The following is an 11545-nucleotide window of genomic DNA, read 5'->3' as shown; positions in this document are numbered from 1 at the left end:
GTAAGGTGGGTGGCCATGACCGGCTTGTTTATTACGTTCGAAGGCGTCGATGGTGCCGGCAAAACGACGCAGGCCGCCTTAGTCGCGGAGGCGTTCCGGCGCAGCGGCCGCAAGGTGCTACAGACCCGTGAACCGGGCGGCACACCGGTCAGTGAAGCGGTACGCCGGTTACTTCTTGATCCGCAGTACCAGGTCGATCCCTTAGCGGAAGTGCTGCTCTACGAAGCGGCGCGGGCGCAACTGGTGGCCGAGGTGATTCGTCCGGCCCTGGAAGCCGGGGAGGTCGTGATCTGCGATCGCTTTATCGACTCGACGCTGGCGTATCAAGGGTATGGCCGGGGCATGGACTGCGCCATGTTGGAACTGTTAAATGACCGGGCCACGGCCGGATTGCGGCCCCAGGTGACGCTGGTGCTTGATGTCAACCCCAGGGAAGGTCAAGCGCGAACGGGGCAACGCCCGGCCGATCGTATGGAACTGGCCGGCTATGATTTTCAAGTGCGCGTGCAGCAGGGGTTTCGGGAACTGGCTGCGAAGGATCGGCGCTTGCAGTTGATCGAAGCCGGCGGCGCGATTGCTCAAGTGCACCGCCGTGTGATCGAAGCGCTGCGGCCTTGGGCGCCGGAACTGCTCCCGGCCGGTGAGGATTTTACGGACGATCACGGTTGAAAATGGCCGGTTTGGGAGATGATGACGGAGGAGAGATGACCTGTGCGGTTGTCAGCGATGGAAGGACAAGAACAGGTGATTCGTTCGCTGCAGCGAGGGTTGATCCATGAGCGCGTCGGTCATGCCTACTTGTTTTCCGGAACGCCCGGTGTCGGCAAAAAAACGATTGCCCGGGCCTTTGCGCAGTCGATTCTTTGCTTGCAGCCCCAAGCCGGTGATGCTTGTGACGTATGTCCGTCGTGCCGTCAGTATCTGTCGGACAATCATCCCGATATGACGTGGTTGCAACCCGATGGTGCAACCTTGAAAATTGATCAAATTCGCGGATTGCGTCAGCGCATTCGCTATCGTCCCTATGAGTCACCGAGCCAAGTGGTGATCATGGAGCAGGCTGATACGATGCAACCGCCGGCGGCCAATGCGCTGCTCAAGATCTTGGAAGAGCCGCCGGGGCCGGTCGTGTTTATCTTGATCAGCGATCGCGGGCAGGCACTGTTAGAGACGATTCGTTCGCGCTGCTTACCGGTGGCTTTTGGCCCTGTGCCGGATGAAGCGATTGCCGCCTTTTTACAAGGTCAAGGGGTGGCGGAAACGCAAGTGACTTTGCTCACGCTGCTGGCGGAAGGTCGTTGGGACCGGGCGGCGCGCCTGGCCAAAGAAGGACCGCCGCCGATCCGGGAAAAAGCGATTGCCCTCCTGAAAGAACTGCCCCAGGCCGGCGAAGTGACGATCTTTCGCTGGGCCGAAGAGTGGGATAAAAATAAAGAAGGTATCGCTGAATTGCTCGACACGATGGCCTTGTTGATGCGCGATCAGTTGTTGATCAACCAGCAGGTGCCTGAGTCCTTGATCGTCAACGGTGACTGCGCCGGGTTGTTAGTCCATTGGCCGCCGGCGGCGTTGCTCGATGGTGTCGAAAAAGTGCTGGCAGCGCGTAACTGGCTGACGAGTAACGTCAGCGGCAAGCTGTTGGTGGAGGATTTGTTGATGACGTTGCGCGAGCACGTGCGGCGCCGGTGAGGAGGAAAAGCCGTGATTAAGATTGTAGGCGTGCGGTTTAAAAAGACGGGTAAAGTCTATTATTTTGACCCCGGTGACTTGACGATTGCCTTGCATGACCGGGTCATTGTCGAGACGGCACGGGGCATTGAGTTTGGCGAAGTGGTGATCGCACCGCGCGATGTAGCCGAGGAAGATGTGGTCAGCACTTTGAAGAAAGTGTTGCGGTTGGCTACGGAGGAAGATGCGCACAAGGTTGAAGAAAATCAAGTCAAAGAAAAATATGCCTTTGAGGTTTGTCAAAAAAAGATTACCCAGCATCGCTTGCCGATGAAGCTGGTCGATGTGGAATATACCTTTGATGCGTCCAAAATCATCTTTTACTTTACGGCCGACGGGCGTGTGGACTTCCGGGAACTAGTCAAGGATCTGGCGGCCATTTTCCGCACGCGGATCGAACTGCGGCAAATCGGTGTGCGTGATGAAGCCAAGATGATCGGCGGCTTGGGGTCTTGTGGCCGTGTGCTCTGTTGCGCTTCTTTTCTCGGCGATTTTGAGCCCGTATCGATTCGCATGGCCAAGGATCAGAACCTGTCCTTGAACCCGACGAAGATCTCCGGGATCTGTGGCCGGTTGATGTGTTGCCTCAAATTTGAAAATGACTGTTATGAACGCAAAGAACATTGTCGTCGCCGGGAACGGTCCGATGCCAATACGATTCCTGCGGAAATGATTGAAGGTCCATCGTGAAGAACGGGCGTTCTGCTGTAACGCTTGGATCGCCAGGAGGTGGCAGCATGAAAAAAATTACCACACGGCTGATTGCGCTGGAAGAGCATCTTCAAGGGTTGTTGGCCGAGATCGAATTGCTCAAGATGGAAGCCTATGCCTTAGAAGCGGAAAATCAACGCCTGCGCGCGCAGCGGGCGAATGTAACGCCGGAAGAAATGAACCGTGTGGAAGATAATGCGCGGATGCTGCAAGGGGAGGGCTACGACAACCTGGCCCGCTTGTATCAAGAGGGCTTTCACATTTGCCATGTTCATTTCGGGCAACCGCGCACCGGTGAAGAGTGCTTGTTTTGCATGACATTTTTACATAAGGAATGATGAGGTGCTGCATGGTGGCTGAAGGGCAAGGCAAGTTGTTGGTTTGCGCCACACCGATCGGCAATTTGCAGGATATTACCTTGCGGGTGCTGCAAGCGCTGCAACAGGCCCATGTGATTGCGGCGGAAGATACGCGGCATACGCGCAAGTTGCTCAGTGCATTTGACATTCATGTGCCCTTGACGGCCTATCATGAGCATAACCGCCTGGGCAAAGGGAATCTGTTGCTGGAGCGGGTGGCCGCCGGTGAGACGGTGGTGCTCGTATCGGATGCGGGGATGCCGGGTATCTCTGATCCGGGGGAAGACTTGATCCGCTCCTGCATCGCTCAGGGTTTGCCGCTGGAAGTCTTGCCTGGGCCGTCGGCTTCGGTGACGGCCCTTGTCTTATCGGGCTTGCCGACGGATCGGTTCGTCTTTGAAGGCTTTTTGCCACAAGGGAAAAAGGAGCGCCGTGAACGGTTGCAGCGTCTCGCGCAAGAGGAACGGACGATGATTCTTTATGTGGCGCCGCACCACTGGGCGGCGACGCTCAAGGAACTGACGGCTGTGCTGGGGGCGGAGCGACCGGCGGCGCTGGTGCGGGAATTGACGAAAAAATTCGAGCAGGTGCTTCGAGGGACCTTAGCGACCTTGGAGGCGGACACGGCTGACGGTGTGCGCGGCGAATGTACCTTAGTCATCGGCGGACGACCGCCGGAGGAAGCGGCCCCGCTGGACTGGGAAGCGGACCCGGAAGGGTGTCAGCTACGTCTGCAAGCCGAACTGGCTCGGTGCAGGGAAGCCGGCATGGACAGCAAGGAAGCACTGAAAGCGGCAGCGCTAACGATGGGCATTCCCAAACGGGAAGCTTATCGTCTGCAGTTGGCGCTGAAAGGGCAAGAATAATAGCAGCAACGTTGCGAGGAGGCGATCAGTTTGAGTTCCAAACCGACTTTTTATATTACGACGCCCATTTATTATCCCAGCGATCATTTGCATATTGGTCACGCCTATACGACGGTGGCCAGTGATACGATGGCCCGCTACAAGCGCCTGCGGGGCTATGATGTGCGCTTTTTAACCGGTTCCGATGAGCATGGCCAGAAGATCGAGCGCAAGGCGCGGGCGCAGGGGAAAGAACCCTTAGCCTACGTCGATCCGATCGTGGCGTCGTTTAAAAATCTCTGGAGCCGCTTGCAAATCGAGTACGATGATTTTATCCGCACGACCGATGAGCGTCACATCCAGGGCGTACAAGCGATCTTCCAGAAGATCTATGATCAAGGCGATATTTACTGCTCCGAGTATGAAGGCTGGTACTGCACACCTTGTGAAGCCTTTTGGCTGGAACGGCAGTTGGAGAAGGGTGAAAACGGTGAAAAACTGTGCCCGGACTGCCAGCGGCCGGTCGAACTGGTTAAAGAAGAAAGCTACTTTTTCCGTATGTCCAAATATCAGGATCGCTTGCTGGCCCATATCGAAGCCAATCCTGACTTTATCCAACCGGTCAGCCGACGCAATGAAATGATTGCTTTTATCAAGCAAGGGCTGGAAGATCTTTGCGTATCCCGGACGACCTTTGCTTGGGGAATTCCCGTACCGATCAATAAGAAGCATGTGATCTATGTTTGGTTTGATGCGCTGTCCAACTACATCACGGCCTTGGGCTACGGCCGCGATCAAGATGAACAGTACCGCCGCTACTGGCCGGCCGATATCCATGTCGTCGGTAAAGATATTGTGCGCTTTCACACGATCATCTGGCCGATCATCCTGATGGCCCTGGGCGAGCCCTTGCCGAAGCAAGTCTTTGGTCACGGCTGGCTGTTGCTGTCTTCCGGTAAGATCTCCAAATCCAAAGGGAACCTGGTTGATCCGCTGGCACTGCTGGAGCGGTACGGTGTCGATGCACTGCGCTACTACTTGCTGCGGGAACTGCCGTCGGGACAAGATGCCTATTATTCCGAAGAAGCGTTGGCCATGCGCATCAACACGGATCTGGCCAATGATCTGGGGAACTTGCTCCATCGCTCGCTGTCGATGGTCGAAAAATTTGCCGGCGCCGTGATCCCGGCAGCCGATCCGGCCGCCGAAGGTGAGCTGGAAAAAGAAGTGCAAGCCTTGGCGGCGGCGACGGTGGTGCAATTTGAGGAGCGGATGGACCGCTTTGATCTGGCCAATGCCTACGGCGCCGTCAGTAAGCTCGTGGGCCGGATGAATAAATATATTGACGAGCGGGCACCTTGGGCACTGGCCAAAAAGCCCGGTGCCGAGGCGGAACTGGCAACGGTGCTTTATCACATGCTTGAGAGCTTGCGCATCGTGACGGTACTGCTGCAGCCGGCTATGCCCAATGTACCGGCCAATATGTTTGGTCAGTTAGGCATTGCCGAACGGACCGATCTGCAGGGCTGGGATGCTACGGGCTGGGGATTGCTGCCGTCGGGAACGAAGGTCGCCAAAGGGGAGCCGATTTTCCCCCGCATTGATCTAAGTTTGCTCGAGGAAGCGACGGATACGAAGGAGGAACCCAAGGGGATGGAATCAGAAAAAGCAACGACGGCCGTACCGCAAGCGGAAGGGGCCGCTGCACCGGTCGTCGCACCGGAAGCACCGGCGGCCGCGGAAATTGCGCCCGTATCGACGGAAGAAATCACGATTGATGACTTTGCCAAACTGGATTTGCGTGTTGCCGAGATCCTGCAGGCTGAGCGGGTACCCAAGACCGATAAACTGATGAAGCTGCAAGTGAAGGTCGGCGCGGAAGAACGCACCGTTGTTTCCGGCATCGCCAAACACTACAGTCCGGAGCAACTGATCGGCAAAAAGGTTGTCCTCATCGCCAACCTCAAGCCGGCTAAATTGCGCGGCATTATGTCCCACGGGATGATTCTCGCAGCTTCACATGGCGATCAGTTGGAAGTCCTCATGGTGGACAGCGATCTGCCGGCAGGGAGCCGGGTGAAGTAGGATGGGCTTGTTTGATACCCACGCGCACCTGGACGATAAGCGCTTTGCTGACGACTGGGATGCCCTTTGGGCCAAGATCACCGCTGCCGGCGTTACGCGCATTGTCAATGTCGGTTATGACTTGGTATCGTCGGCGCGTTCAATCGATCTGGCCGAGCGATACGAACCGATCTATGCGGCCGTCGGTATTCACCCCCATGATGCGGTGGGCGTTGATGATACGGTCCTTACCCAGCTGGAGCAGATGGCGGCCCATCCGAAAGTGGTGGCCATCGGTGAGATGGGCTTGGATTATTATCGCGATCTTTCGCCCCGTGACCAGCAGCGCCAGGTGTTTCGGGCGCAGTTGGACTTGGCCCGCCGTCTCGGCAAGCCGGTGATCATCCATGATCGCGATGCCCACGGCGATGTCATGGCCATCTTGGAGGAAGCGGCGCCAACCCTGCGCGGTGGCGTGCTGCATTGTTTTTCCGGCAGTTGGGAGATGGCGCAGCACTGTTTAAAGCTGGGATTTCATATTTCCTTGGCCGGTCCCGTGACCTATACCAATGCGCGGCACTTGCTTGATATTGCCCGGCAAGTGCCGCTGGAACGGTTGCTGATTGAAACCGATGCGCCCTACTTGGCGCCTCATCCCTTGCGCGGTACGCGCAATGATTCGGCCAATGTGGCCCTAATCGCGGAGCGGATCGCCGAGTTGCGGGCCATGGAGCCGGCCGTGCTGGCAGAGCAAACGTTGCGCAACGGGTGTGCCTTATTTGGAATTCCCGTACCCTGATTCCAAGAGATGAAATACATGTCGAAACATTTATGGTGACAAAACCCATATTTCTACAATCGTGGCTTTGACAACCTGCTTCCTCTTCGGTACAATGAAAAAGTCCCGTGAAGACGAACAACACAATTGCACCGATGAGGAAGGGGGCCTGTTATGTCGGACGGTAAGTTTGGCACCGAACAACGGCGAAGGTTATCTCAACCCGTGCAAAAGGCAAAGAGTCTAGCGGATGGTATTTGGCCGGGGATTCAACAAATGATGCAGCACATGATCGAGTTCGGCAAGTCACTCGGTTCGCGCAGCTTCGAGGGATGGGCTCGGGCTTGGTCGATGATTCCAACGTTATTTCAAAAGCGCGAGGGGTCAGCCATTCGCAGGCATGAGCCAGGCGCGACGATGCCTGTAGCGGTTGCAGGCGAAGTAAGTGACGATACGGTAAGTACCGTACCGTCGGGGGCATGGTATGCCCATTTTACCGGATGGTTTCAAGGTGGTCCGCAAAAAGCTTGGATCGTAGCGGTTGTTTTGCTGTTGCTCAGCGGTTGGGGCGGCTACCACTGGATGGAAAATCAAATTATCATCGATGTTGACGGCAATCCGATGAAGGTGTCGACCTTCAAAAAAACAGTGAGCGAAGCTTTGGCGGAAAAAGAGATTGTCTTAGGTGAAAAAGATCGCTTGGAACCGGAGCCCCAAACGAAGCTGGCCGATGGCACAGTTATCAAGGTGACTCGTGCATTTTCTGTCAACGTTTGGGCCGATGGCAAGCAGAAAGTTTTACTGACGACACCTCGTGTAGTCAAAGACTTGCTGGCCGAAGCGCAGATCGAAGTGAAACCCTTGGACCGGGTTGAGCCCTCGTTGGAGACACTGGTTGATCAACCACAGAAGGTACGGGTCATTCGCGTTCGTCAAAAAGAGATTACGACGGAGCAAGTGATACCTTTTCGTGTTGCGCAACAAAGTGATCCCAACCTGGAACGTGGTTTGCGTCGAATTGTCTCCCGTGGCAAAAACGGGCTGGAACGACATAAAGCACGGATCACCTATGAAGATGGTAAAGAAGTTCGGCGGGAAATTGTAGAGCAAAAAGTCATTCGTCCACCTGTCAACCAAGTCGTGGCGATGGGTACGATTGATCATGTGTCGCGTGGCGGTCTCGATTTACATATTAAAGAGGCTCGTTACATGTCAGCGACGGCGTATACACATACAGGTAACAATACGGCCTCCGGTGTTTATCCGGAAGTCGGCATGGCGGCGGTGGATTCCTCGGTCATTCCCTTGGGCTCCCGTCTCTATGTTGAAGGTTATGGTTTTGCCCGTGCCATGGATCGCGGCGGTGCGATCGTGGGCGATAAAATAGATTTATTTATGGAGACAAACGGGGAAGCTAGACGTTGGGGTAAGCGCAATGTCAAAGTGTATGTTTTAAAATAAAGCCGGCTGGAGCTCACCCGTTCGGGTGGGCTTTTCTGGCGTTGGGGGAAACGATGAACGGCAAAGAGAAAATCCACGAATTGATCGTTGTCGAGGGGCGTGATGATCTGGTTGCCGTCAAACGCGCTGTCGATGCGGCGGTGGTGATCACACAAGGCTTAGGGTTAAGTGACAAGACGTTGGCGACGATTCGCGCGGCCCAAGAGCGCTGCGGCGTCATTGTGCTTACCGATCCGGACGGGCCCGGTGAGCGGATCCGCCGTTGGGTCACTGAAGCCGTCCCCGGTGTCCGCCATGCCTTCATGCCGCGGGCACAAGCCCGCAACGGTCGTGGCGTTGGCGTGGAATATGCTTCGCCCGAAGCGATACGGCAAGCCTTGCAAGCGGCGCGGTCGCCTCAGGCCCGGCATGCGGTGCAGGAGGTCTTTACCAAAGCCGATCTGTGGAACTGGGGACTCGATGGGGCGCCCGGTGCCGGTGCGCGGCGGGAGCAAGTGGGGGAACGATTGGGCATTGGGCGCACCAATGCCAAGCAGTTCTTACAGCGGATCAATCATTTTGGTTTGAGCCGACAGGAAATTGAGGCCGCCTTAGCGGCTGAGCAGCAGGAGACAAGGCATGAGCAATAACACAGGGCCATTAAAGCAGCGATTGGCGACGTACGGGATTTATGCCAAAAAAGGGTTAGGGCAAAACTTTTTGCACGATCGAAGTTACGTGCGCCAGATTGTCGAAGCGGCAGAACTGGCGCCCGGTGATGTGGTCGTCGAGATTGGCCCCGGACCGGCTACCTTGACCTATGATCTGGCCGAAGCTGTTCGCCCCGGCGGGAAGGTTGTCGCCGTGGAAGTCGATGAACGCTTGCAAAAATTACTCGGCGACGTGCAGCAACAATGTCCGGAAGTGACCGTCCTCTGGCAAGATGCTTTGCAAGTCGATTACGGTGCCGTGACGGCACCCTATCGAACGGGCGATACCTTCGCGCTCGTCGCCAACTTGCCCTACTACATTACAACACCGATTTTGATGCATTTGCTCGAAGGTAATTTTCCTGTGTCCCACTTGGTGTTAATGGTACAAAAGGAAGTGGCCGAGCGGATCTTGGCATCGCCGGGGACGAAGAATTATGGCGCCTTATCGGTGGCGGTGCAATATCGTTGCCGGGGCCGGATGGTGGCGATCGTGCCGCCGGGAGCCTTTGTGCCGGCGCCTAAGGTGAGTTCGGCGGTGATTCGCTTGGACCGCCGCGCTGAGCCGGCAGTGACCGTACAAAATGAAGCTGTCTTTTTCCGTGTTGTCGCGGCGGCCTTTCAGCAACGGCGCAAAACGTTGCTCAACGCGCTGGGTGTACTGGCCGGCGATCGGACCAAAGAAACGCTGCACAACCAACTGCATGCCTGTGGGATCGATCCGGTGCGCCGCGGGGAAACATTGACGTTGGAGGAGTTTGCCCGCGTGGCCGATCTCTTTGTTTGAGGCTTACAAATCAAAGTGTTTGCCAACCTTTGGTTAAAAAAATGAAAAAATTGAAAAAGGGGGATTGTCAAAAAGGCAATCCCCCGCTACAATAAAGATACGACAAAGACGTCCGGTGGTAGCTCATCGATGATCTTTGTTTTTTTTTGCAGCTTTTTCGAGAGCGATTGTACTTAGGTTGGCTAACAGGAAACAAGATGAATTGCTCAGAGAAGGTCCTCCTGATCACCATGCGGAAGGGAGAACAATGAATAAGCCAGAGAGGGAGTGGGACTTAATGAAAAAAATCGAAGCGATTATTCGACCTGTCAAATTAGATGAAGTCAAAGATGCGCTGAACAAAGCCGGTGTCCGGGGGATGACAGTGACGCAAGTGGCAGGGTGCGGCCTGCAAAAAGGCAAAAAAGGTTTTTATCGTGGTTCCGAGTACTCAATTGATCTGTTGCCCAAGGTGAAGTTAGAAGTGATTGTACCCGATGCGATGGTCGATCAGTTGCTTGATATTATTACAACACAAGTCCGTTCCGGTGAAATCGGTGACGGTAAGATCTTTGTTTACCCGGTAGAAACGGCTGTGCGGATTCGCACCGGTGAGAAAGGCGAAGAAGCACTGTAATCGTCCATTAAGGGGCGCAGGTTAACGCGTCCGGCCCGTAGCGGCATCAGCACGTTGTCCGGAATGGGGACAGCAACGAGGAGCACTGGAGCTCCCGAGGGAAGTGGAAGCACTTCCTTCGGGAGCTTTTTGTTTTTTGCAGATAGGAGGAAGCGAGATGTTGAGAATCGATACGGGTGATACAGCCTTTATTTTGATGTCGGCAGCGTTAGTGATGCTGATGACGCCGGGGTTGGCTTTTTTCTATGGTGGGATGGTCCGCAAACAAAATGTGCTCAGTACGATGATGCATAGCTTCATTATGATTGGTATGGTTTCGGTGCTTTGGGTCCTCTATGGCTACTCCCTGGCCTTTGGCCCTGATAACCACGGTCTCATCGGTAACTTTGACTGGGCATTGTTTAACGGTGTGGGCAGTGAGCCCAATCCCGATTATGCAGCGACGATTCCCCACAATGTCTTTGCCATGTTTCAGTTGATGTTTGCGATTATCACGACGGCGTTGATCAGCGGTGCTTTTGCGGAACGAATTCGCTTTCCTTTCTTTATGCTTTTTATGGTGCTGTGGGTAACGGTGATTTATTTCCCGGTAGCCCATTGGGTCTGGGGCGTTGGCGGTTGGCTTCGTACGCTCGGCGCCCTTGATTTTGCCGGCGGGACGGTCGTGCATATTACTTCCGGTGTATCCGGATTGGTTTTGGCGATGCTGCTGGGGAAACGGCGCGGTCTTGGAACGATACCGATGCCGCCGCATCATCTTCCCTTGACGGTCCTCGGTGCTGCACTTTTATGGTTTGGTTGGTTTGGATTTAACGCCGGCAGCGCCTTGGGTGCCAACGGTCTGGCCGGTAGTGCTTTGGTGACGACGAATACGGCGGCGGCGGCCGGTGTTGTTGGCTGGGTGATGGTGGAATGGATGCGCCAAGGCAAAGCCACGCTGTTAGGGGCCGCTTCCGGTGCTGTGGCCGGGTTGGTAGCGATTACGCCGGCGGCTGGTTTTGTTACTCCCGGTGCGGCCGTTGTGATGGGCTTGATTTCCGGTCCCCTTTGTTACATGGGTGTGCTCATGAAGCACCGGTTGGGCTATGACGATGCACTGGATGCTTTTGGCATTCATGGTCTGGGCGGCACCTGGGGGGCGATTGCCACAGGAATTTTTGCGACAACAGCGGTGAATTCGGCCGGTGCTGACGGGTTGTTGTATTCCGGTAACGTGGATCTCCTGATCAAACAGTTGATTGCTGTTGCTGCTAGCTACGCCTTTGCAACAGCAGCGACGATTATCATCTACTACGCAGTCAATGGGATCACCAAAGCACGGGCAACGGCGGAAGAAGAATACACGGGGCTGGATCTTACTCAACATGGTGAAGAGGCCTATGCGGGCTTTGCCGTTCAAGGGGGTAGTTTTGGGCACACGAGCTTGAACAGTGACCCTTCCGGTTTGCCGAAGATGGTGACGATGCCGAATCAACCACATCTCTAACTTCGATCACCAAGGCCTTGC

12 protein-coding genes are annotated in these 11545 nt (G+C 55.4%); all 12 read left to right on the top strand.

What is annotated here, in order from left to right; genetic code table 11:
* Window positions 1-15: 15 nt before the first annotated feature.
* The 12 genes from tmk to EDD73_RS02185 all read left to right on the top strand — a co-directional run bounded on the left by tmk (window position 16) and on the right by EDD73_RS02185 (window position 11524).
* Window positions 16-669, top strand: coding sequence for a dTMP kinase (tmk, locus tag EDD73_RS02240; protein ID WP_131918070.1), 654 nt, complete (start codon window positions 16-18; stop codon window positions 667-669).
* A gap of 42 nt (window positions 670-711) precedes the next feature.
* Window positions 712-1689, top strand: coding sequence for a DNA polymerase III subunit delta' (gene holB, locus EDD73_RS02235; protein WP_131918069.1), 978 nt, complete (start codon window positions 712-714; stop codon window positions 1687-1689).
* A 12-nt stretch (window positions 1690-1701) separates the two neighbouring features.
* Entirely contained in the window at window positions 1702-2418 is a 717-nt protein-coding gene (locus EDD73_RS02230; protein ID WP_131918068.1) for a PSP1 domain-containing protein, read from the top strand.
* Between the two features lie 47 nt (window positions 2419-2465).
* Window positions 2466-2777 carry an initiation-control protein YabA gene (locus EDD73_RS02225; protein WP_131918067.1) on the top strand — a complete coding sequence of 104 codons (312 nt, stop codon included), beginning with the start codon at window positions 2466-2468 and terminating at the stop codon, window positions 2775-2777.
* An 11-nt stretch (window positions 2778-2788) separates the two neighbouring features.
* Window positions 2789-3664, top strand: coding sequence for a 16S rRNA (cytidine(1402)-2'-O)-methyltransferase (rsmI, locus tag EDD73_RS02220; RefSeq protein WP_131918066.1), 876 nt, complete (start codon window positions 2789-2791; stop codon window positions 3662-3664).
* Between the two features lie 30 nt (window positions 3665-3694).
* Window positions 3695-5728, top strand: coding sequence for a methionine--tRNA ligase (gene metG, locus EDD73_RS02215; RefSeq protein WP_131918065.1), 2034 nt, complete (start codon window positions 3695-3697; stop codon window positions 5726-5728).
* A 1-nt stretch (window position 5729) separates the two neighbouring features.
* On the top strand, window positions 5730-6506 hold the full coding sequence (locus EDD73_RS02210; protein WP_131918064.1) for a TatD family hydrolase: 777 nt from the start codon (window positions 5730-5732) through the stop codon (window positions 6504-6506).
* A 153-nt stretch (window positions 6507-6659) separates the two neighbouring features.
* A complete protein-coding gene (locus tag EDD73_RS02205; protein ID WP_131918063.1) occupies window positions 6660-7946 on the top strand; it encodes a 3D domain-containing protein in 1287 nt (428 codons plus the stop codon).
* A 53-nt stretch (window positions 7947-7999) separates the two neighbouring features.
* Complete coding sequence (gene rnmV / locus EDD73_RS02200) at window positions 8000-8575, top strand: ribonuclease M5 (RefSeq protein WP_131918062.1); 576 nt, start codon at window positions 8000-8002, stop codon at window positions 8573-8575.
* On the top strand, window positions 8565-9422 hold the full coding sequence (rsmA, locus tag EDD73_RS02195; protein WP_131918061.1) for a 16S rRNA (adenine(1518)-N(6)/adenine(1519)-N(6))-dimethyltransferase RsmA: 858 nt from the start codon (window positions 8565-8567) through the stop codon (window positions 9420-9422). The genes rnmV and rsmA overlap by 11 nt, the downstream gene beginning before the upstream one ends.
* 277 nt (window positions 9423-9699) lie before the next feature.
* A complete protein-coding gene (locus EDD73_RS02190) occupies window positions 9700-10038 on the top strand; it encodes a P-II family nitrogen regulator (protein ID WP_131918060.1) in 339 nt (112 codons plus the stop codon).
* 157 nt (window positions 10039-10195) lie between these two features.
* Complete coding sequence (locus EDD73_RS02185) at window positions 10196-11524, top strand: ammonium transporter (protein ID WP_131918059.1); 1329 nt, start codon at window positions 10196-10198, stop codon at window positions 11522-11524.
* Window positions 11525-11545 lie beyond the last annotated feature (21 nt).

The sequence above is a fragment of the Heliophilum fasciatum genome (genome assembly GCF_004341395.1).
In the GTDB taxonomy this organism is placed as follows: domain Bacteria; phylum Bacillota; class Desulfitobacteriia; order Heliobacteriales; family Heliobacteriaceae; genus Heliophilum; species Heliophilum fasciatum.
Note: the sequence above shows the minus strand (reverse complement) of the source record. Positions and strands in the feature narration are given on the sequence as shown.